Origin of the sequence: Vibrio sp. EA2, from assembly GCF_033042495.1 — a bacterium.
In the GTDB taxonomy this organism is placed as follows: Bacteria; Pseudomonadota; Gammaproteobacteria; order Enterobacterales; family Vibrionaceae; genus Vibrio.
The window spans coordinates 31,511-51,639 of sequence record NZ_JAWLID010000019.1 but is presented as its reverse complement, the minus strand read 5'-3'; the positions used below and the strand labels follow the sequence as shown (position 1 = coordinate 51,639).

Sequence of the window (20,129 nt, the reverse complement as noted above, 5' to 3'; positions counted from 1 at the left end):
TATTGGATAGCTTGGTAGGTTAGTGATGTTCCTAATGAACCTAGAGAGCCATTGAACGAGCACTGCAATACACGAGAGAAAGTACTTGTAAATCCATTAGCCACATTTACTGAGGGAGAAAAGCAAACGATCAGATCAATCATATTGGAATCTAATAGTTGTTTGCTTAAATAGGCCGCCATTATCGTTTTACCAGCACCGGGGGTGGCCTGGGTAAGAAAATGTTTGTTGCCTGATGTGTATCTTTGTAGGATGTCTTCGATACAACTTCGTTGCCATTCTCTGAGCATCAGACTGCCTCCGACTGGAGTACTTCTATTGTTTTCGAGATGGCTGTGATCTGTCCAGTTAAAGTGGCGGAATGTTGTGTTGATTCTTCATGCAGTTTACTTACTTTTTCTTTAGTCTGAGGGAACTGCGTCATAATCGATCGGTACTCGTCCATTTCAGCGATTAACATTACAAGTTCCGCATTAAGCCTACTTCTTGCTTTGTCCAACTCTTGTAAATAAGAGTTCGGTTTTTTCACACATTCAGTGCCTGTTTTGTCGTGTGCTGATCCTTTGCAACTTGGAGTATTAAGCTGTTCAAATAACTCGGTTTTATGAAACCGTTTATTACGGTTATTTCCTGAAGTCGTTAATATTCCTTGTTTTACCATCTTATTGAGCTGTTTAGATACAAACAGACGTACATGGTCTTTACTCTTTTCTTGCATTGTGGTGGCGAACAACAGATCTCGGATTTCAGAAATTCCAAATTCATTTTTGTTTTCTTTTTTCAATGAATCAATGATATAGGGGTGAATGGTAAAGCCTTGTGACACGGATGAACTCTCAGTGATGGGGTTGAACATGGAAAATAAAATGCGGATTATAGTCCGTGGAAATGCATGCATCAAGAATAGATAGTCTTTCTTTTTAATGTACGATTGAAATGAAAGACTTAGCGAAAAAATTTGGTCACAATGTTCGCTCTATGCGAAAAGACAAAGGTATTTCTCAGGATAAGTTAGCGTTAACCGCCGATATTGACCGTAGTTATGTGGGGCGAATAGAGCGTGGGGAAGTGAACATCACACTAGAAAAAGCCTACCAGTTAGCGGAAGTTCTTCGGTGTGACATTAGAGAGCTTCTACCATAATAATTATTGGGTAGAAGCTACCCAAGTCAGTTGGCTCAAACCACCTACCTGTTCGGCAGTATGCGCTTTTTGGCAGAGCCTGGAGATGTAAATTTGTTATCAGCTACTTTTCAGTAGTAATGAGGATTATAGTCCTCATTCAATGCCAAAGCAAACAGCTAAGAGTTTAGCTGTTTGGAGATGGTAATAGTATTGATTTTTTAAACTGATCCTCTCTACCTATGCGGCAGTTCACGGGGACATGTTTGGGTACGAGATTTTTGAGCGATTATCAGCTACCTATGCGGCAGTTCACTATTACCAATTTAATAATAGTCCATAAATATCAGGTAGTTAATGTTTATTCTACTAATTTACCCTTTTAAACTTTATGATACATTATAGGCTTTAAAATCAATAGGTTATGAAGAGGGTTTAGAAGTAAGGTTAAATCAAAGGTACAACCTGTAATGAATTATCTGTATTGCCTAGCCCATAACTGCTAAACCTTCCTGTGCTTAAAGTATCTTCTAACTGTTCCATTTGTATATTTAGTCGGAACCCATTACCACCGCTACTATCTTCTTTAAGTGAGTGGTAACTATGGAATGCATGAGTCGTGCTTTTGGAATAATACGCTGGGTCAAATATTTCGCCACGCTCTAATGCTCTTCGTTCAAGTCGTTTTATTTCTCTTGCTTGGCCTGCTGATGTTGCTTTGTCTATAGATTGCTTACGCCTAAACAGAGCATAAGAACAATTGTCTGGGACGATTTGCGCTGTGGAGATGCTAAAGTACCCAAGTTTTGTCATTTGTGTGAAATACCGTCGTGACAACAAAAAATCCAGTTCCATTTTGTTGGTACTAATAAAAGTGATTTTATGTCCCACGGTTTCTTCTGCCCAAAGTGGAAACGAAACGCCAATGGATCTCGTATGGTACTTGTAATTAAAACGATGTAATTCCTTTAGACATTTAGCCGCTATTACTTCATTGTTTCTATATTCAGGTAAGAATGTGATTGTCCGATAGTACCAATCCATGGCTTAGCTTCCTTTTCGTTGAAGTGGCGAGCCTTTAATTAGGTTTGCAATGATAAAATGCAGATCATTAATCGTTTCTTGAGAAAGTTCATCTGCAGCTTCAAGTTGGTCTACATACTCATCTGCTCTTTCCAAAAGTGTAAATATGTCTTTTCCTGTGTTTGGAAATCGATAGGAGTATACATCTTGCTTATGTACACCATAGTGACTTATACGTAATGGCTCTTCAGCATTAGGATACCAGTCGTCAATAGTGGCAATTGCTGCTCCAGTTTTATAACTGCCTAATATAGGACTTCGTACTCCGTCCACTTCAGTTGTTTGATAAATGCGACTTTTTTCTCCTTTGACCGAATTTTTGAAAGCTAGGCTTGGAAATAAAGGGTCACTTTTGGCATAGCGAAGTGTAGCACTGACTTCAAACTTACATAGACCGTTTGGTTGTGAAAAAGCGTCAGTAATTAACTTGATTAGTGCTCCCCAATGTTGATGCGCCTTGAAGTTGTTAGCGTCACCATAGTTTTTTCGAATGTCGTCGAAAGTGATAATAGCTTCTTCGTTATCCCAAGGCCATGGTTTCACGCTAATAGAAAAAGAGTAAGGAAGTTTTTTATTTTTCCAGAGCCATCTACCGTTACAAATGTTCATAAAATATCGAGTTGCTAGCTCTTCCCAACCAATCTTTTGTTCATATAGCTTCACAAGTTTAATAAGGGTGCTTTTGACTTTAGGATCGGAGCATATAAAAGGTTTTTGATGACTTGAAACAAATGAAACAGAAAATTCGCATTCGATACTCTCGGCTCCGTGAGGCACACAGCAATAGTCTAATTCATGGATATTTCCTAGCGCTAATGAATATTCAGTGACCTTTTCATCTATTTCACCATTATCTTTGTAAGCTGACGTGAAGCCTTCTTTCATACCCAACTGTTTATTTGCCGAATATGTCAGTGGCTTTTTTCTACCTTCAGGCCAGATCACATGGAACGTAACATGGGTAGGTTCGATAGAGCGTTCATAGGATAGCTGAGTCGGTAGTCTCATTGTATACACTCCTCGGTAGTAAAATTGAGCCTTGCGTCGAATAGTGATATTGCCAAAAGTATTGGTCGGGATTTGTATTTTCACTGATTGCGAATAATTTTATGACACCAAGTATGGTTTCGGCGAAAGCGTGTTTGTAGCTGCGAAGTGAGTAACGTTTTTCACTTGGAAGTTCTAACAGGTGGTAACCAATGCAGTTGACGGTTTGCATTTTGTTTTCTTTTAATTCAGTAATGATATCTTGAACACTATGTAAGGTTGTTTCGTTATTCAGGCTAAGCCATCTACCAGTTTCAAAGGGGATCGTCTTTATGGCATCATCTAAGCTCATGCTTCTTCCCAAACGTTCGATATCGGAAATAGCAACTGTTACGTTTCCTCTCGCTATTCTTCTTGGTAGTAAGCACATGAACTCTCGTGGTGTTATTTGAGAATAATTGTTGCATTGAAGAATCAAGCTGAGGGTAAAATCGCATTGCCAGTCATCTCGCGTCGCAGGCGCTGTGATGTCATTTTTGGTATTGAGAGTCCACTCTCTTGTTAATCCTCGGTTTTCTACGTGTATGCTATGAATGCATACGGAAAAGCTATCTATTTTAAAGTTGGGAATAACTGTTTGTAGGTTTCTCTCAAAAGCATGCACGAACCCATAAAATGCCATCATTGAGGGGAGTCCAATGCTCATCGGTGAATTCATGGCAGATGCGCCTGAGATTCGTAGGTTTGTTAATAGCAAATAGTTTTCGCTTGAGTTTTCTAGCTCTGAATGTTGTTGAGGATATGGCGACTGAATGATTGAGCCGATGGTAGTGTAGACTAGCTGAGTTAAGTTGGGATCATATGCGTAACTACTGGCAGATTTGGTTTTGGCTAAATCTGCATTGAAACGCTCTGTTAATTTCCTTTTATTTAAGCTTTCTTGGCCGGCAGTAATGCTACTTAACCATTTGGAAATCATCGTCTTTACGTCTTCTATAACTAATTTTTTTCTTGTCGCAAGTTTAGTTGGTGACATTACCCACTGAGATGATTCGATGTATTCTCGCATCGCTTTCAACGATGATTTCGTTAGCCATTGCTGGCTATCTGTTAAATGATGGTGTTTGTACTTTGCTATCGGAGGTAAAAATTGAATCATTCTAAAATTACCTCCGCAGCTCATTGCAAGAGATCCCATGTTTGTCGCTCGGCTGAACCGGGTAATAGCAGAAAATCGATAGTGTTCTCTAAGTACTTCATAACAATCATTTTGCATCGATTGAGAAGCTACTGGTGATAATGAAATATATGAGTTGTTGTTATCCGGAAGAGAAATCTGTGCCAGATAATTTCTAGCTAGCGAAGTATTAATTTCCAACGGAGGAACAAGTGCTAGCTCTTTTGATATGTATTTGGCTGTTTTAACGTAACATCCGAGCTTTCTTAGGATATTCCAAAGAGGATGTTCAATATCAGCAAGTAATTGCCCTAAGCAATGAATATGGCCATCCCATATAAATTCGCTCGTTAAAAAACAGGATTTATTCACTTGGCTAGAGTCATTGGCATAAGCCCAGTTATCGGTGGGCAGCTTGCTCGAAGATAGCAAGAAAGGTGGCAGGTGCCCTATAGGTAAAGCTCGAATAATCCCACTTGCTCTAATGTCAGGGAACTTGGGATTATGACTTTGGCGATATTTAACAGTACTTAAACAGCTTGCCCACCATTTCTCGTCTCTAAGCTTTTCTTTACATGTTTTTCTATCAAGTAGGTCTTTTTGTTTAAGGACCTTATCTGTTAGGTTTACTAGTATGGTTATGGCTTCGAGAGGAGTATTTGTTATGTCTATGGGGCGAGAAAGTGGTCGGAATGCTCTCCGTAAATCCCTATTGAGGTCGTCTGTATCATTTTCTATTATTTCTGCCAGTTTCGTCATTCACCACCTCGACACATAGAAAGAACGATTGAACTCATCAGTTTGAAACTCTGAAAGCCAAAGACAATAAATATCACCTAAGTAAAAGGCGTAATCAGTAACGGCTAACACATCTCGATTTCCAAGACGAAAATTTGGGATGAGTATACGTTGTTCGACCATGGAAGTAATTTGCTCCCGGGAACAGTTCAGTACTATACATGCTTCAAGTGTATTTAGTCGCAGATTGGCGAGCTTGCCGTTGTCGTTCCACAAATTCATTTCTAAATACTGGAAGAGCTCTTTCAATATAATATTCGAACGAAAATTTCGGTCAGGAAGCTGAATTGAGCTGAACAGCATTCTGCCAAGAATATCTTTCACTCTTAGCTCCGCTTGGCTAAGAACGGCGTATTCGAAATTGAATTCTATATCTCTTTCAATCAATTCATGAAAGGAGCCAGGCCACTGTTCCCAAAAATCTGTGAACTCACCAAAATTACTAGTTTGAGATGAGTCGGATACTTTTGACCACCAATGAATAAACCCCCATCTGAAACTAAGAGGGACAATTGGTAATGGTTTAACATCAGCGCCAGATAACCAAGAAGCTACTGTGAGCATTTTTGAACCATTACTTTCTTGAGGTGAAGATACGATTTCACCACATTCAGGGCAGACTCCGGATAAGCCCGCATAACGATAATCATAGGATGCCCCACAGGCGCAGTGACTAGACAGCTTAATACTATGTTCGTGACAATACTCATATCCGGAAAAGTGCCATCGGTAACTTGCATACCCCTTTTTTTGCAGACAAGTAGGGCAACATGGCACTGAGTCTTTGCGTAAAAGCGAACGTGGAATTACCTCAGCACCACGTATTAGAGCGGTAGTTGACGGAGAAAACTTCATTTGGCTTCTATTTAACGCGATACCCAATAGATTTGCTGGTTCGTTAAATGTTAGCTGACTGAGTTGATGTAATGCGTGTATTCGCGAGCTTGAATGTTTGTTGGATGAGTAAGGGTTGATACGAAAGATATCTGTGGGAAATGTCTGGAACTTCGTTGGATCTATATCTAAAAGGTAACGTTTAACTGCTACCAAAAAACGATAAACATCACTATAACCATTTCTGTTGGCTACACGAATAAAAAAGCTTTCAAGGCTTTCGTCTGAATAAGGTTTTGGACGTTGTAAAAGCATCAATTGAACCAATTAAATTATTCAATTTGAATATAGTTCAAAAATAGGATTATGAGATATTTTTATCATATTTTAGTAGGTTAGTTGAATAACCACTGAATAGCCACCGAGTCAGTAGATACTAGTTAGTCTTATCTTCGATTCAACTAGGTATTACTCAAACTGATGGCATTACTCATGTGCTCTTGATTAAGAACACTTAATATTAGACCTCAATATCCTCACGTTCTACAGCACAACCAATCCTCAAGATAGATATAGATGGAGTGGCAAACAGTTTTACCAACCATGTATTTATTTAGTGCATCCAATAATTCTACAGGCAGCGTACTAGGATCAACAACTGGATATGGTATGCCTTCCAGTCTGAATGCTTCTAGTTTTGGTATGTTGTTCATCATTAAAACCCTAGTTGTTATAAGCTCAGTCAGAAGTTCGATTTTCTATCAGCCCCGGAATGACGCGAATTGTCGACATTTCTTTAAGTGTATATCAAGGATGGTAAGCCTGTAACACCTGTAAATCACTACTGTCCAGGTTCAAGCTAACTGACGCTACAGCCGACATTTGTCAGCACAGTATCGCTTGGTGATCACATGCCAGCACAGTATCGGTTGACACGAGCCTACCCCAAAATTGCTTTTGGTAAGTTGTGGTAAACGATTTACCACAACTTACCACAATTTGAGATTTTGGTTAAAAATCCACCAAAGGACGTGTCAGGCCGATCTGTTCACAGTTGGCACTTGGTAAGTCAAAAGTGCCCCCAAATGAGTTATAGCCATGAATTGTGACTAGAAAAGTTAGTCGAATTGGCTGAAGAAAAACTAATAGTACAGCCTATTTATGGAGACTTTCACGTTAGTTGATTCAGTTCATTTTGAACTAGGTTACTAAAAGTATACTAATTGCAATCGACCTTCAGGTAACTAATATATACCGTAAAGTATTAATGGCGCAGAGGTCACTTGTGTATACAATCTATTTTTGCTGTGTAATTAACTATGAGTAACTTGCTTATCAGCAATGACTGCGAGTCATCGCCTTTCTCAGAAAGTAAGCGTAATCTTATCTGATGGATAAAGCGGTAGGTTCAGCTCGTGCAGTGACCACGTACAGTAACCGCCTGTGGTAAATTCAATCCAACTGATATGTAGTGCAACTATGACGTAGAAAGTAAATCAAATAGCTGTGGTTCAATGACACTAAGTGAAACCGAAGCGACCTAGTTTCCTAATTGAAGAGGCTGTATGAAAGCAAAAGTTGAAGTTGACCCAAAAGGGCGTAAGAGCGTTGTTGATGCCTGTACCGAGCCTTGTGCGATCGAAAAAGGTATGAGGATTTTGGGTTCAAAATGGAAGGGTTCGATTATCTACCATCTGAAAGATGGTCCAGTGAGATTCAATGACCTTTCAAGAATGTTGGGCGGTGCAAGCAAGAAGATGGTCGACCAGCGTCTAAAAGAACTAGAAAGTGAAAACATGGTAATACGTCGTGTGCTCAATGAAAAACCACTTGCAGTCAGTTACGAACTCACCGAGTTTGGGCGCAGTGCGTTAACGATTCTCGATGAGTTGAGAAAATGGTCTGAAAGCAACAATGTGCAGCTAAAATAGCGAGAGCCACATTTATCTAACTCCCCTTTGCGCAGAAAGGCAACCAATATGGTTGCCTTGTTGTCTTTCGAACTGGAGGTTCAATAGTCTAGCGTGCCACGGATAGGGTAGTGATTCTCTGGGTTACGAATCCATGTCAAACCTCGGGTCAGTGCACCGAGCTCTGGTCTGACAAATGGGTTATTGGATAAGTCAACCACGTGTAGGTTGCCGTGTTCATTGACGACAAACAACCCCGGCTCTGCAAAGTTATGGTCGGTTTCCGCTTCAGAGCGTGGTAGTGATATATAAAGCCCCAGAGTCTTCATTTGCTGCTCAGTAAGACCATAGGCGATCGGAAAACTGATATCGAGCTTTTCAAGGTGTTGCTCCAATTGTTGCTTCGAGTCACCAGAAATAGCCAGAATATCAACGCCCGCCTCACTAAAGGCTTGCTTATAGGTCTCAATTTCATTCAGATATTTGGTGCAAAGTGGGCAATGTTTACCACGATAGACAAACACTGCTTGCCATGTTGCATCACCTTGAGGCTGGCCTAGCTTGACTTTGGTTCCATCCAGCTTTGTTGCCTCTAACGTAGGAAAAGCGTCACCCGCTTTGAGTTTTTGTGAGTATGTCATCTCGGCTCCTGGGATTGAAGTCATCACTAACTAGAAAAACGATAAGATACTAAGAGACCAGTTTCAACCAGTATACTTTTAGTAACCTAGCTTTGATTAGTCTGAGCCATTAACTCAGTTAAGATCTGTTTGTAACCTTCCACTGGATGTGCACCAGAAACAGCATGTTCTCTGTTGAAAATCACCGTTGGCACACTCGATATGCCCATATTTTGCCATTGTTTCTCAGTACTGCGGATTGAATTACGTCGCTGCACATCATCTAGCCAGCGCATTCCTTCTTCAGGGTCTAGGCCTACAGAGATGAGCTCTTGCTTTAGAATCTCACGGTCAGAGACGTCTTTCTGTTCACTGAAAAATGCGGTAAATAAACGTATCTTTAGCTCAGTCTGCTTGCCCAAGCTCTTGGCGTAATCGAGCAAAAGGTGTGCGTCAAACGTATTCACCATCTTCATGTCATCAAAGTAGTTAAACTTGAAGCCATGTTCAGTGCCAATGCTGGCGATACGAATGCGCGCGTTTTTACTTTCCTCTGCGGTACTGCCATATTTACGAGCAACGTGATCTCGAAGGTTTTCACCTTCAGCAGGCATATCCGGGTTCAATTCAAAAGGCTGCCACTCGATCTCTATGCGATCTTCAATGTCGAGTTGTTTGATCGCCTCTGTTAAATGGTTGTATCCGATGATGCACCACGGGCAGACAACATCACTGATAATGTCGAGCTTAATTGTATTATTCATATGGGTTCTCTACTCAAAGCACTGTGCTCACTCGGCAAACAGTGCTTTAAGTTGTGTTTGCTTGTTCTTGACTGAGTTTAACGCTCGCTAGGATGCGTCCACGCAAACTTCTGGAATGGCGCATCGGTTTCAGTATTTGCCAGTGCATTAGTGAAGTTTGAGATAAGTTTAGCAGACAACCCCGTCAGCACTTCCAGCGCCTGACGTTTGGTAAAACCGGCGTCGAGGAATACTTGCAGTTTTTCATCACCGATATGGCCACGGTTATCAAGCAGTGCTTTGGTAAAATCATGCAGTACTTGCAGCTTCGCATCAGGGATGGCGGTACCTTCACGTAATGCTTCAATCACCTCATCTGGCATTTTGCCTGCATTCATCATCCATGTATGACCAGGAACACAGTAGTGACAGTTATTTTCAAAGTTTGCGGTCATAAAGACCACTTGCTGCTCCAATGGACTGAACGTTGTGTTTTTCATAAACAGGTCGAAGGCAGTATTGTATGCTTCGTAGGTTGCCGGCGCTTCAGCGAGAACGGCGTGCAGGTTTGGCAGCATACCGAAGCCTTTTATTGACTGAGCTACAAGTTCTTTAGACTCTTCTGGGGCCGTTTCTGCATCGTAGTAAGTAAATTGAGTGCTCATGACTACCTCCTTAGAAATGTGCGTCTAGGTGCGCTTCAAAGCGAGCAAAGTCGTTCTCAATGTCTGCGTTTTTCATAACGTCGTAGCAAGCAAAGGTTGGCAGTGCAGACATGCCAAAGAAGCGGAAGTTTGCGTGCACGTGGAACATCAAGTCATCCACACTGCGCCCTTGGAATAGGTATTCGCGATCATCATTAAATGACTCTTCTGGCGCATTGAATGTGAAAGAAAGCATGTATTTAGTATTGGTACGAGCGCCGCCTGTTCCATAATTTTTCTTTGGTTCTTCTGGCGTTCTGCCATCGAAGGCACATAGCGCACCACCCATCCCCGCAGTGAATACTTCATCCATGTATTTCTTGAAAGACCATGGGATGGTCATCCAGTTGACAGGTGACTGTAGGATCACTCGATCTGCCCATTCAAAATTCGCCAGTTGCTCGTCAACTACGATGTCATCTTGCATTGTCACTACGCGAACTTCGTGATCCTTTGATTCTAACTGGGTGCGAGCTTTCTCAACTAAAGCCGCATTGAGTTTGCCTTCAGAAAATGGAGATGGTTCGTGTGCGTTAATGATTAGAACTTTACTCATAATATTAACCCTTCAATATTTGGATGTTTACAGAGCGAATAATGATTTCGCTGTCTTGCGGTTTATTATGGTTACCTGCATTTCTAGTGCAATTAGTTAACTTTTAGTAACCACCATAAAAGTCGAGAGAAATGGTATTAAGCCAATGTTTTATGTGACTTTTATTTTTTAGATTGAAGTGGGTATATGAGGGGAGAGGCGTTTAAAGGTACCAAAGGTATACTAATTGATTAATGTCGTGTGGCTACCATAATACACAATAATATTAGACACCCTCCTAAGACTGTACCGATGATTTTTTCTGAACTAACTCGGTCCCCCGCGAACATGAAAGCACCAATCACAAATCAATTAACCAACAACAGAAAGACGGCACTAGCCCTGGTCCCATGGATTTTTGTGTTTCTATGGAGTACAGGTTTTATCGGTGCGAAATATACGGTTGCCTATAGCGAACCTTTCTATCTGCTGTTTCTGCGTGGAATGCTGTCTTGCGTAGCTTTCGCAACTTTAGCTTTTTTAGCCAAAGCTAAATGGCCAACAATAACAACTGCTATAAAACAATTAACAACCGGGCTGTTGATTCAGACAATTTTCCTTGGCGGTTACTTCAAGGCAATCACTCTTGGTATGCCTGCGGCATTTGTTTCGCTGATAACTGGAATGCAACCAATTCTTACTGCTGTAATTCTGACTTCACTATACAGAAAGAGATTTAGCACAATGCAGTGGATTAGTATGGCAGTCGGCTTTATAGGTGTATTTCTTGTACTCAGCCCAGATAGGGAGTACGGATCTTTCATTCAGATCACGGCCATTCTCGCTTCAGTTGTTGGTCTGCTAGGCATGACTATGGGTAGCATCTATCAAAAACGCTTTAAAGGGGACGGCCATATTCTGACTCAGGTGTTCTTTCAATACGTCTCGCTAACACTGATTATGGGGGATTCTGCCCCTTGTGTTTGAGAAACAGCAAGCCAATTGGAGCATGAGCTTTATACTGGGACTTGGCTGGTTAGTATTTGTCGTCTCCGTCAGCGCGATCCTTCTTTTGATGTTTATGATAGAAAACGGAGAGTCAACAAAAGTTGCGACATATTTCTATCTGGTTCCTGTGTTTACGGCTATTGAGTCGTGGTTGCTATTTGATGAAAGCATATCTGTAACGGTGCTAACTGGAATGGGTTTATCTCTTAGTGGGTTACTGCTATTCCTCCGAACTGCTGACTAGCTAGTTCACCCCTAGTAGACATGATCTGCTTTAATCAAACCGGACACTTTGATAATGGAATATAATCTGTATTGGATGAGTGAATTTGGCCAACTACATGTAGGCTGGCCACATGGTTTCAATACTAAATGTAATCCGAAAAATTAGAATGTTCGAAAGGTCGTAACTCGGAAATGATGTGATGGACGCCCCCATTAACGGCTTCGATGAGCCAGAATTAAGGTGTTAGCACTTAATTACGAGGGAGCAATGAGCATTATGGCGCGAGCAGTAAAAGCTCATTGAGACGTCGGATATATGTCAGCGAGCCGAACCTAATCAGTTCTTGCAATCACAGGGGCGTGCATATATGTCCAAAAACGAGTTACAGAGGCACTTTCGCTTGTGTGATCGCCAAGCGATTCTGTCGTGTCTTCACTGTCTTACGCTGCTTTTTCGAAGTAGAACTGACTAGGGTTCTGATCAAACTATCTTAAATGAGTTAGCAGCAGCCTTAGTGTACTAATTACTGTAGGTAGACTGATTTGAAAAAAACTCTCATTTAGTACGTATATCGCGGTTTATATCTAACTAGCTGGATACTAACTATTAAACCAGAAAAGACTGAGTAGTCTCAGCTTTTCTGGTTCGCATTTTATAGAGAGTACTTAATTTATTTGCTCAGTCTTTTTTGACGTGTTTGGTCGCTTGAAAGAATAGATTGCATACCCAACAACACTAACAGCAACGATCACAGAACAAACTCGGATAAAGTTAATCAGCACCGGAGCGTTGTCGATAAATTCATTGATTCCCCAAAGCAGAACCAGTGAGAAAACAAACATGACCAGTAATCCGTAGCAAGGCGCGTCAATTTTACCCGGTACCACATACCAACCATCTTCTTTAATTGGTTTGTTGAGACGAGCATATTCAGCTTGTTGCCCTTTGATTGTGTATAGGTGCATTTTGCTTTGTTTACCCGTTAATACTAGGCTTGCAACATACGCGACTGCTGCGTTTACGATAACCCCGATCACGCAGTACCAAGGCCATGAAACGTCAGTGGCAACAGCAACATACCAAATTGCCAGGAAGCTAGCAGCAACACCAATCAGAAGTCCTTTTTCAGTAATATGTTTAGAGTAGAAGCCAAGAACAAACATACAAAAGCTTGCACCAACAAAGTAAGAACTCGCTTTGCTTAGCACCTCTAAAACTGAACCAGTGCTGGTAGCAAACATGAATGCCGGAATGATGATTAAGATTGCCCACATAACTGTGAAGAAGCGCGATGCTTTCAGGTAATGTTCTTCGGACTCATTCGGCTTAAAGAAGCGTTTATAAAAATCTGCGACTGAAACGGTTGCCATTGAATTAAATGCAGAGTCAAGGCTCGACATACTCGCAGCGAGAATAGCTGCTGCAATAATCCCCATTAGCCCTGGCATACCATATTCACTGGCGTAGTGCAAAATGATGGTATTGCCGTTTTCAAATTCTTTACCATCGTAATAAGCGTTAAACAGCACACCGAGTAGAATAAATACAAAGTAGATAAAGAATGCGACATAACCCATCATTAACATGGATTTCTTCGCGTCTCCCATGCTTTTCGCTGCCATACAGCGTTGCACCATCATTTGGTTGCCGCCATACACAGTAGTATGGAACATCGTCATCGCAATAACACCAGCCCAAACTGTCGTTACTTGGCTTAAATCAAAGCTTGTTTGAAGTGCATCGGTCATGCCTTTTGATTTGAGTTCAGCCATTACTTCTGTCATTGGTTGGGGCATGCCGTTCCATACTGCTTCAATGATAATGAACGCCCCAACGAATAAGATCACGGCTTGAATAACATCAGTCCAGATAACGGCCGCAATCCCGCCCATTACGGTATAAATTAGAGCGATTGCGGTGACAATCATGATGCAATACATTACATCTATACCAGTAATGAACTCTAATATTAGCGCTGTGGCATACAATACCGCAGCCGAACTTACAGCCTGTTTAATCAAGAAGATAAACGATAGAGTAATACGAGAAGCTTTGCCGAACCGTCGCTCCTGGTACTCGTAAATCGAGGTTAAGCCATTGTTATAGAAAAATGGCATAAACACTGCGACGATAAAGAAGATAACCAGCGGATAGTTTAGGTGTATTGCAATAACGGAAAGACCTTCTTTGTACGACCAAGCCGGTCCACCTAAGAAAGACATCGCGCTGACATAGGTACACACAACGGAAATGCCGATTGCCCACCAAGGGATGCTTTTATCGCCTAGGGCAAATTGATTAGCAGAGGTGACTCGTCTACCGATTAACGCGCCCATGACAAGAGTTAGGACAATATAAGTCCCTAAAATTGTCCAGTTTAATGCTCCAAACTCATACATAGTTAAGTCCTTTTAATTGTTCCTTAATCTGACCAAATAAATCGTAATCGAGCTGTAGTAAAATATGCGCGATATCGATTGCTACCCAATTCTCTTTGAGTAATTCTCCTTCGCGTCGCCAGATATCGATTACGCGAAGTTCAATCTGCTTACCTGTAGGTGCAAGCCCTAACCAACCACTGTTTCCTGAGTGTGTTCCATGCATATGTGGCCAACCACCAGTGGATACGTAGTCATTTTTAGCTAAAATATTTAGCTTACTGTCTACAATTCTGTCTGGGAAAGCAAAGACAAATGGTCCTTGATGGTGGTCACGAAATCCTTGGATACCTCGCGTGGTGCCAATTCCTGCGGGACCATACCACATGAAGTCCGGATGCCAGTAATTTTCCAAATCCATCGAACAAAGGTTTTTTCCATCAAAGCTGCCCAAACAATCCAGCATATCCAGTACCAGCTGTTGGCTTTTATTGCTTTCTTCCTCTGAAGTTTGTGCGAGAAGTAATCCGTCTTGAGTCGCTGGCGTTGGAACTAATCCATCATGGCCAAGGCTTTTTCTTAACGGGTTGACACCTACTTGGTTCATTACGTCGATAAAATCCGGAATCATATAGGATTCGGTGATTTGATTATCTTCTACGCACACCATTTCAGTGTAACGTAAATAAAGCGTTTTCCCTGTCGAAGGGATGCCAAACAGTGGCTTTGAAAACGTACCAACAAAGTAACCGGTTGAGTTAATCCAAGAACGGCCTTGATATTCGCCATGTATAATGATTGATGGACGACGCTCTATGTCAGGCATAGAATCCACAAGTGGTTCGAGGAATGTTTGTTCTGTCGCAGGTATACCAGCGACATCATTAATCGGGTGGGCGACACACCACTTCACATCAGTATTTAGCATTTCATGCGCGATTCTAGTGCGTAGTTCTGAGTTAGCACAAAAGTAACGTTTATAAAAATTTTCTATTAAGTTGAGAGACATGCTGCTTCCTTACTAGTTTAACCAAGTTGCAACAAAATCTGTTTCCAGATAGCGCTTTCATCTAGTAGGGTGAACTCTCTACGTAGCCCCCATGGGCCGAACTCTGCGTGGCTGATACCCATGATGTAAACCTCTTTTCCAGTTGGTTTTCCAAACATGCCGTAACCTTCATGTTTACCTTGTAACGACCAGCGAATAGCCGCACGTGGTGACATCATCTCGTCATTGCGGCCTACACGGTGATGAACTTTAAATTCAGCATTAGGAAATGAGGAGCGTAGAGACATCCAGAACTGATCAATTTGATGGTGAGACAGTGCCGTTTGACCGCCAGTATATTCGCCAACACACGCTCTATCATACTCGGTTGGAATCACAGAGAATTCCGCGTTCATGATGCTGCGAAGAATATCTTCATAGCGGTAGCCATATTCATTGTCATTGCCAACACCGTGGTACGGGCCTTGAATGTCCACTTTAGGAGTGAAAGGGAATGGGCTTAGCTCGATTCCACCTTCTGCTTCAATTTGTTTACGAGCAAACTGTTCTGATGTCATACCCAACTGGTTGGCAATGGCTGCAACGTCGCGGATCATCCATTCGTCGTTGATTTGATTATTGATAGCATGGCAATCTGCGATGATACGAAATTTAAGCTCTTTGTTGGTAGCCTTACCAAAAACGCCATCTCTAGCATGGGTTGCGGTTGAGATAATTCGGTGTGACGAGAGCATACCTTGCTCTGGAGTGCCCGACCAAATTACATCTTCACCTAGTAATGTGCGGTTAGGGAACTCAGCTAGTGTTCCCATCGTTGCGCTGATGACGTTTTTGTTCCCCTCTACAATGGAAAGTGGTGTACGGACAATAATGTCAGGGGCATAATAGTGGTGTAGTGTATGCAGCCCTCTATCTTCCCAAATTTCTTTGGTAATTCCTAAAATGTAATCGGGAAAGTCTTGCCACTTATCATCAAAGCCAACCATGGCCATAAATCACCTCCTGTGTAAAATGGTGTTGTGTTGAATTATTTTTGATTACGTATCCAAAGTCGTGTTTTGTTGCGATTATGTCAATGAATTGTTCTAGCTGTGTGCAAAGATCGTGGTACGGATCAGGTTTTTAACAATTTTTCGATTAATAAACCTAGATAGGAAGTATATGTGAGCCGATTAAATGTCAGGAATAATCGTCTATTGGAAGGCATCAGCACTAGTTAAGGTTAACTTTTGTTATGAAGGATATTTGCTCGGTAAAATAACGAAGAACGTATCAGATGTAATGAGTATTACCACTAATTTGCATACGAATGCGTTTTGGTGATTTGATGTGTGGAGCTGTTAGAATAATGAAAGCCATTAGCAAAGCGTTACCTAGTTGCTACTGTTACGGTATGAGATACATTTAGGACAAAGGGTGTGGATAGCCACAGGCAGGTTTGAGCGTAACTGTAGGGCTATGAAGCTAAATGCTACTTAAAGATTAGGGTGGCTGAAACAGAAAATGCCCTATTTGATTAAGGGGCACTTTCATCTTTGAGTTTGAATAGGACTACAATCTACAACGAAGTACTGCTGCGCTCAATCAAGGTGCCTTGCTCCAGAAGATATTCGCCTGTCGCGTCTCTATTGCCGTTGATACGATTCATCAGATCTTCTACTGCGCGTTGAACGATTTTATCCACGGGCTGAGCAATGGTAGTTAAGCTATAACTTGGCCATGCTGACATCGGAATATTATCGACACCAATTATTGCGTAATCTTGTGGGATTTTCGCTCCAGCCTGGCGCAAGCCATCCATTACTCCCATAGCGAGGATATCGTTGGCACAAAAAATGGCTTCCGCTTTGGTGGAGTGACCTAAGATTAGTTTTGCTGCTTCTAAGCCTGCCTCAAAGCTGTATTTCGCTTGAATGAAGATTGGTGAAGCGGCTCCTAGTGCTTGAAGCTGTGAAGAAAAACCTAGCCACCGCTCTTCACTAGTCATTGTACCAGCATCCCCACTAACATAGGCACATTGCTTGACGCCTTTGTCAAATAGGTATTGTGCGGCTTGAATGCCAGCCAGTCGGTTGTCGATGCCCGCACTATTGGCATTGGTTCCTTCGGCATATCGGTTAATTAGGCTTAAATGAACGCCAAATTTTTCGCATTGAGCGAAGGCTCTCGAAGTGAGGCGACTGGTGGCGATGATCAAACCATCGACCTGATACTCGATTGCTCTTGATATAGCGAGATCCAAATCCCCTTTATCGATTGGGCAAAGTACGACTTGGCCGCCACGACGCTGAATCTCCATGGCTAACGCTCGCGATTGCATGTCATACATTGGGTTGGGTTCACTATCCAGAGCAATAGCAATCAGCCCCGAGCGATTAGAAATCAAACTGCGAGCAATAGCGTTAGGTGTATAACCTAGCTTAGCTGCAGCATCCATAACCATCTTGCGTTTCTTTTCACTGATGCTTGCTGTAGGACTAAACGCTCTTGATACTGTCGATTGAGAGACGCCAAGCATTTTTGCTACGTCAATCGAAGTGACTTTCGCTTTAATAGTGATACTCCTTAAAAATCGGTATGAGAACCTTATGCAAGAGGAGTTTATGGGCTAGACGATTTACGTGTCTAGCCCAGATCATTAATATGATTTAAATATCGGGGAAAACTTAAGAATTCATCACATTTCTTTCATGTTTGAAACCATCAATGATCATTTTATGCTCAGAACCTACGCAGAAAAAATTCACCCCTAACTCTTTCCAGTCCTTTATTTGCTCTGCTGTCGATAGAAACATCCCAACGGGCTTATTGGCGAGTTTTGCAGCTCGAATCACCTTGATACTCGCGTCACGGACTATGTCCTCGTTGACACTTTTCGCACCGTAGGCAACAGTAAGATCGACTTGACCTATAAACAGCGCGTCAATGCCGTCTACGGAGGCAATCTCTTCAACATTATCAACGCCTTGAGGGTCTTCTATTTGTGCGATGACGACCGTGTTAGCACTGCTGTCTTTTAAGTGCAGTGCCATTGGTTTAGTCGCGTACTTTGCCGCGCGGCTTGATCCTGCGTAGCCACGACCACCCTCACCATAATGGCAAACCCTGGCGAGTTGCTCGGCTTGTTCTGCAGTACAAACATGAGGGATCTGTACCCCCGTGGCTCCACAATCTAACGCATTCAGAATGGTCGAAGGTGCGTTGTCTTGAACTCTGACAATACAAGCCAATTCATCTGCTCTTGCCGCCATGATGCAGGTATCTAACGACGATCTATCGAAAGGCGCATGTTCTGCATCCAACACGATAAATGATAAGTCTGCCAGAGCGAGTACCTCAATAATGTGCGGGTGAGGCGTTTTAACAAATGTACCTAATAGAAATTCTTTATTCAGAGATTGTTTGAAAGTAGTCATATGTAGCTCCATTGCAAAGGTATGCAAAAGCTAACACGTCAAAATGTAAAATAAGAGTAAAACTGATGTGATCTAAAACTCATTTTTGATTAAAAAGTGAAATAAAAACGATGGCATTTTTCGTTTATTATCATTTTTATTTATTTATAACAGTGGTTTAGGTTGCCATTCTCATTGTGTTGATATGACTTGTCAAATGTTAAAATAGTGTTTAGTCTGATTTTGCATTCGTATCCAAAAGTATGAAAAACAAAATCAGTATCAAACTATCTAGGAGAAGCACACATGGCACGCTTTATCAAAAACGGAATTACAGAAGAATTATCGGCATCGAATGATGCAAAAGTACGTCAAATCGTAGAGGATATTTTAGGGAGTATTGAATCGAAAGGTGATCAGGCTGTTCGCGAACTATCAGAAAAATTTGATAACTGGTCTCCAGATCAATTCCGTCTTACCGATGAACAAATTCAAGCTTGTGTCGATGCATTGGACGAATCAACTCGCCACGATATTGAATTTGCTCAAACACAAGTACGTAACTTCGCGCAAATCCAGCGTGACTCAATGAAAGATGTCGAAGTTGAAACCATGCCTGGTGTGATTCTGGGTCACAAAAATATTCCGGTTAACAGCGTTGGTTGTTACATTCCTGGCGGAAAGTACCCACTGGTGGCTTCTGCACATATGAGTGTTCTGACGGCGAAAGTGGCTGGAGTGAAGCGTGTTATTGCTTGTGCACCACCATTTAATGGTCAACCTAACGTTGCTATTGTGGCTGCAATGGCGCTAGCAGGAGCCGATGAAATCTACTGTTTTGGTGGTGTTCAAGCGGTTGGCGCAATGGCGCTAGGGACAGAAACCATTGCACCCGTCGATATGATTGTTGGTCCAGGTAACGCCTTTGTTGCCGAAGCGAAACGCCAGCTATTTGGTCGTGTTGGTATTGATTTGTTTGCAGGACCTACAGAGACACTGGTGATTGCAGACGAAAAAGGGTGCGATCCAGAACTTGCGGCAGCAGACTTGCTAGGTCAGGCAGAGCATGGCTACAACTCTCCAGCCGTGCTACTAACCAATAGTGAGCAGTTCGCGCATGAAACTATTAAAGAAGTAGAGCGTCAGCTTACGATTCTTCCAACTGCGGAGGTAGCAGGCAAAGCTTGGGCAGATTATGGTCAAGTGATTGTGTGTGACTCTTATGAAGAAATGGTCGAAGTGGCGGATGATATCGCTTCTGAGCATGTTCAGGTGATGACACAAGATCCTAACTACTTCCTAGAGAATATGACCAATTACGGTGCGCTATTCCTGGGTCGCGAAACCAACGTTTCATACGGTGATAAGTGTATCGGTACTAACCACACTCTACCGACTAAAAAAGCGGCGCGTTACACAGGTGGCTTATGGGTTGGTAAATTCATTAAAACCTGTACTTATCAGCGCATTACAGAGGCTGCATCGTTGAAAGTAGGTGAGTATTGCTCACGTCTCTGTGCACTTGAAGGTTTTGCTGGCCACAAAGAGCAAGCGGACATTCGAGTTCGTCGATACAAAGGTAAAGTAGAAGAGGCATAAT

20 protein-coding genes are annotated in these 20,129 nt (G+C 42.0%); 5 read left to right on the top strand and 15 right to left on the bottom strand.

Translation table 11 applies throughout. The annotated features are described in order from the left end of the window. Both RXX31_RS22365 and RXX31_RS22360 read right to left on the bottom strand, forming a co-directional pair. The coding region (locus RXX31_RS22365; protein ID WP_317591872.1) for a DEAD/DEAH box helicase family protein at positions 1 to 290 on the bottom strand (290 nt) is incomplete at its 3' end. Next, positions 290 to 826, bottom strand: a complete 537-nt coding sequence (locus RXX31_RS22360) for a hypothetical protein (protein WP_317591871.1) — start codon at positions 824 to 826, stop codon at positions 290 to 292. The genes RXX31_RS22360 and RXX31_RS22365, both read right to left, overlap by 1 nt. Positions 827 to 936: 110 nt before the next feature. On the opposite strand from RXX31_RS22360, the gene RXX31_RS22355 reads away from it, so the two are divergent. Next, on the top strand, positions 937 to 1,143 hold the full coding sequence (locus tag RXX31_RS22355) for a helix-turn-helix domain-containing protein (RefSeq protein ID WP_065298156.1): 207 nt from the start codon (positions 937 to 939) through the stop codon (positions 1,141 to 1,143). A gap of 426 nt (positions 1,144 to 1,569) precedes the next feature. Here the strand turns inward: RXX31_RS22355 and cas6f are convergent, their stop codons facing one another. The 4 genes from cas6f to RXX31_RS22335 are packed head-to-tail and all read right to left on the bottom strand — an operon-like array spanning position 1,570 to position 6,316. Beyond that, positions 1,570 to 2,166, bottom strand: a complete 597-nt coding sequence (gene cas6f / locus RXX31_RS22350; protein ID WP_317591870.1) for a type I-F CRISPR-associated endoribonuclease Cas6/Csy4 — start codon at positions 2,164 to 2,166, stop codon at positions 1,570 to 1,572. A 3-nt stretch (positions 2,167 to 2,169) separates the two neighbouring features. After that, positions 2,170 to 3,213: a type I-F CRISPR-associated protein Csy3 gene (gene csy3, locus RXX31_RS22345; protein WP_317591869.1), complete on the bottom strand. Its 1,044-nt coding sequence runs from the start codon at positions 3,211 to 3,213 to the stop codon at positions 2,170 to 2,172. Further along, positions 3,185 to 5,128: a type I-F CRISPR-associated protein Csy2 gene (locus RXX31_RS22340; protein ID WP_317591868.1), complete on the bottom strand. Its 1,944-nt coding sequence runs from the start codon at positions 5,126 to 5,128 to the stop codon at positions 3,185 to 3,187. The genes csy3 and RXX31_RS22340 overlap by 29 nt, the downstream gene beginning before the upstream one ends. Next, on the bottom strand, positions 5,129 to 6,316 hold the full coding sequence (locus tag RXX31_RS22335; protein ID WP_317591867.1) for a TniQ family protein: 1,188 nt from the start codon (positions 6,314 to 6,316) through the stop codon (positions 5,129 to 5,131). A 1,250-nt stretch (positions 6,317 to 7,566) separates the two neighbouring features. Between RXX31_RS22335 and RXX31_RS22330 the strand changes: the two genes are divergently transcribed. Beyond that, entirely contained in the window at positions 7,567 to 7,932 is a 366-nt protein-coding gene (locus tag RXX31_RS22330) for a winged helix-turn-helix transcriptional regulator (RefSeq protein WP_048624863.1), read from the top strand. 80 nt (positions 7,933 to 8,012) lie between these two features. Here RXX31_RS22330 and RXX31_RS22325 read toward each other — a convergent pair whose 3' ends face one another. The 4 genes from RXX31_RS22325 to RXX31_RS22310 all read right to left on the bottom strand — a co-directional run bounded on the left by RXX31_RS22325 (position 8,013) and on the right by RXX31_RS22310 (position 10,534). Next, positions 8,013 to 8,552: a peroxiredoxin family protein gene (locus RXX31_RS22325; RefSeq protein ID WP_317591866.1), complete on the bottom strand. Its 540-nt coding sequence runs from the start codon at positions 8,550 to 8,552 to the stop codon at positions 8,013 to 8,015. An 86-nt stretch (positions 8,553 to 8,638) separates the two neighbouring features. Beyond that, complete coding sequence (locus tag RXX31_RS22320; RefSeq protein ID WP_317591865.1) at positions 8,639 to 9,295, bottom strand: DsbA family oxidoreductase; 657 nt, start codon at positions 9,293 to 9,295, stop codon at positions 8,639 to 8,641. 77 nt (positions 9,296 to 9,372) lie between these two features. Beyond that, positions 9,373 to 9,939, bottom strand: coding sequence for a carboxymuconolactone decarboxylase family protein (locus RXX31_RS22315; protein WP_317591864.1), 567 nt, complete (start codon positions 9,937 to 9,939; stop codon positions 9,373 to 9,375). 10 nt (positions 9,940 to 9,949) lie between these two features. Further along, the gene (locus RXX31_RS22310; protein ID WP_317591863.1) at positions 9,950 to 10,534 is read right to left on the bottom strand and encodes an NAD(P)H-dependent oxidoreductase; all 585 of its coding nucleotides are present in this window, start codon (positions 10,532 to 10,534) and stop codon (positions 9,950 to 9,952) included. 327 nt (positions 10,535 to 10,861) lie between these two features. Here RXX31_RS22310 and RXX31_RS22305 point away from each other — a divergent pair, with 327 nt between their 5' ends. Both RXX31_RS22305 and RXX31_RS22300 read left to right on the top strand, forming a co-directional pair. Next, entirely contained in the window at positions 10,862 to 11,500 is a 639-nt protein-coding gene (locus RXX31_RS22305) for a DMT family transporter (RefSeq protein WP_317591862.1), read from the top strand. A 22-nt stretch (positions 11,501 to 11,522) separates the two neighbouring features. Continuing rightward, on the top strand, positions 11,523 to 11,765 hold the full coding sequence (locus RXX31_RS22300) for an EamA family transporter (protein WP_317591861.1): 243 nt from the start codon (positions 11,523 to 11,525) through the stop codon (positions 11,763 to 11,765). 647 nt (positions 11,766 to 12,412) lie between these two features. On the opposite strand, the gene RXX31_RS22295 is transcribed toward RXX31_RS22300, so the two are convergent. From RXX31_RS22295 to RXX31_RS22275, 5 genes are all read right to left on the bottom strand, one after another. Further along, a complete protein-coding gene (locus RXX31_RS22295) occupies positions 12,413 to 14,146 on the bottom strand; it encodes a sodium:solute symporter family transporter (RefSeq protein ID WP_317591860.1) in 1,734 nt (577 codons plus the stop codon). After that, positions 14,139 to 15,134, bottom strand: coding sequence for an ester cyclase (locus RXX31_RS22290; protein ID WP_317591859.1), 996 nt, complete (start codon positions 15,132 to 15,134; stop codon positions 14,139 to 14,141). Before RXX31_RS22290 ends, RXX31_RS22295 begins: the two co-directional genes overlap by 8 nt. 17 nt (positions 15,135 to 15,151) lie before the next feature. Beyond that, the gene (locus tag RXX31_RS22285; RefSeq protein WP_317591858.1) at positions 15,152 to 16,126 is read right to left on the bottom strand and encodes a nuclear transport factor 2 family protein; all 975 of its coding nucleotides are present in this window, start codon (positions 16,124 to 16,126) and stop codon (positions 15,152 to 15,154) included. 566 nt (positions 16,127 to 16,692) lie between these two features. Next, on the bottom strand, positions 16,693 to 17,652 hold the full coding sequence (locus tag RXX31_RS22280; RefSeq protein WP_317591857.1) for a LacI family DNA-binding transcriptional regulator: 960 nt from the start codon (positions 17,650 to 17,652) through the stop codon (positions 16,693 to 16,695). A gap of 148 nt (positions 17,653 to 17,800) precedes the next feature. Next, positions 17,801 to 18,550 (bottom strand): HpcH/HpaI aldolase family protein, encoded by a 750-nt coding sequence (locus RXX31_RS22275; protein ID WP_317591856.1) that lies wholly within the window; start codon positions 18,548 to 18,550, stop codon positions 17,801 to 17,803. A gap of 285 nt (positions 18,551 to 18,835) precedes the next feature. On the opposite strand from RXX31_RS22275, the gene hisD reads away from it, so the two are divergent. Next, positions 18,836 to 20,128 (top strand): histidinol dehydrogenase, encoded by a 1,293-nt coding sequence (gene hisD, locus RXX31_RS22270; protein WP_317591855.1) that lies wholly within the window; start codon positions 18,836 to 18,838, stop codon positions 20,126 to 20,128. The last annotated feature ends 1 nt before the right edge of the window (position 20,129 follow it).

Excerpts from the sequence above, each read along its gene's own strand:
- RXX31_RS22355 (WP_065298156.1), top strand. The coding sequence starts at position 937 with ATGAAAGACTTAGCGAAAAAATTTGGTCACAATGTTCGCTCTATGCGA.
- cas6f (WP_317591870.1), bottom strand. The coding sequence starts at position 2,166 with ATGGATTGGTACTATCGGACAATCACATTCTTACCTGAATATAGAAAC.
- csy3 (WP_317591869.1), bottom strand. The coding sequence starts at position 3,213 with ATGAGACTACCGACTCAGCTATCCTATGAACGCTCTATCGAACCTACC.
- RXX31_RS22340 (WP_317591868.1), bottom strand. The coding sequence starts at position 5,128 with ATGACGAAACTGGCAGAAATAATAGAAAATGATACAGACGACCTCAAT.
- RXX31_RS22335 (WP_317591867.1), bottom strand. The coding sequence starts at position 6,316 with ATGCTTTTACAACGTCCAAAACCTTATTCAGACGAAAGCCTTGAAAGC.
- RXX31_RS22330 (WP_048624863.1), top strand. The coding sequence starts at position 7,567 with ATGAAAGCAAAAGTTGAAGTTGACCCAAAAGGGCGTAAGAGCGTTGTT.
- RXX31_RS22325 (WP_317591866.1), bottom strand. The coding sequence starts at position 8,552 with ATGACATACTCACAAAAACTCAAAGCGGGTGACGCTTTTCCTACGTTA.
- RXX31_RS22320 (WP_317591865.1), bottom strand. The coding sequence starts at position 9,295 with ATGAATAATACAATTAAGCTCGACATTATCAGTGATGTTGTCTGCCCG.
- RXX31_RS22315 (WP_317591864.1), bottom strand. The coding sequence starts at position 9,939 with ATGAGCACTCAATTTACTTACTACGATGCAGAAACGGCCCCAGAAGAG.
- RXX31_RS22310 (WP_317591863.1), bottom strand. The coding sequence starts at position 10,534 with ATGAGTAAAGTTCTAATCATTAACGCACACGAACCATCTCCATTTTCT.
- RXX31_RS22305 (WP_317591862.1), top strand. The coding sequence starts at position 10,862 with ATGAAAGCACCAATCACAAATCAATTAACCAACAACAGAAAGACGGCA.
- RXX31_RS22300 (WP_317591861.1), top strand. The coding sequence starts at position 11,523 with ATGAGCTTTATACTGGGACTTGGCTGGTTAGTATTTGTCGTCTCCGTC.
- RXX31_RS22295 (WP_317591860.1), bottom strand. The coding sequence starts at position 14,146 with ATGTATGAGTTTGGAGCATTAAACTGGACAATTTTAGGGACTTATATT.
- RXX31_RS22290 (WP_317591859.1), bottom strand. The coding sequence starts at position 15,134 with ATGTCTCTCAACTTAATAGAAAATTTTTATAAACGTTACTTTTGTGCT.
- RXX31_RS22285 (WP_317591858.1), bottom strand. The coding sequence starts at position 16,126 with ATGGCCATGGTTGGCTTTGATGATAAGTGGCAAGACTTTCCCGATTAC.
- RXX31_RS22280 (WP_317591857.1), bottom strand. The coding sequence starts at position 17,652 with ATGCTTGGCGTCTCTCAATCGACAGTATCAAGAGCGTTTAGTCCTACA.
- RXX31_RS22275 (WP_317591856.1), bottom strand. The coding sequence starts at position 18,550 with ATGACTACTTTCAAACAATCTCTGAATAAAGAATTTCTATTAGGTACA.
- hisD (WP_317591855.1), top strand. The coding sequence starts at position 18,836 with ATGGCACGCTTTATCAAAAACGGAATTACAGAAGAATTATCGGCATCG.